The organism is Bartonella sp. AP88HLJMH (assembly GCF_042195605.1).
In the GTDB taxonomy this organism is placed as follows: Bacteria; Pseudomonadota; Alphaproteobacteria; order Rhizobiales; family Rhizobiaceae; genus Bartonella.
The window spans coordinates 1-514 of sequence record NZ_JBHIOR010000136.1 but is presented as its reverse complement, the minus strand read 5'-3'; the positions used below and the strand labels follow the sequence as shown (position 1 = coordinate 514).

The window sequence follows — 514 nt, the reverse complement described above, 5'->3', positions numbered from 1 at the left end:
AAGTGTATGGCTCAATATATGAGAGACAATAAACTTGAAGCCTGCCCGCATGGTTTTCGCTCTAGTTTACGCGATTGACTTGCTGAAACAACCGATGCCCCCTATGAGGTCGCTGAAACCATTCTAAGTCATACGGTCGGAGGGCAAGTAGAGCGCTCCTATCGTCGTACTGACTATCTAGAACAGCGCTGTGTCTATATGGATAAATGGGCGGCTTATGTCACAGGTCAAACCTAAAATATGGGGTGAATAACCCCATTATCTGTGGATAACTTTAGCTCTCTTGTCTCTCATTCCTTCTCAATAAGATTCATAAATTATCACATCAGAAATTATATGATAAAATATTGTTTTCTATAAATAAAATACCTTCAAAAATAAACCAAAATGTGCTTAATAAATAGGCATGATTTGGTTCTATTTTTTATTATGAAAGAATTTTAGAATGACAGAAAATGATATTCTTTTAACAGACCGTGAAAGTGCAAAATTGCTTCATATGAGTGTTTCAACA

General features: G+C 36.2%; 2 pseudogenes. Both read left to right on the top strand.

Going from position 1 to position 514, the window contains the following annotated elements:
- Positions 1-237, top strand: a pseudogene (locus ACFIMA_RS10010) (integrase); the annotation flags it as partial.
- 208 nt (positions 238-445) lie between these two features.
- A pseudogene (locus ACFIMA_RS10005) lies at positions 446-514 on the top strand (DNA-binding protein); the annotation flags it as partial.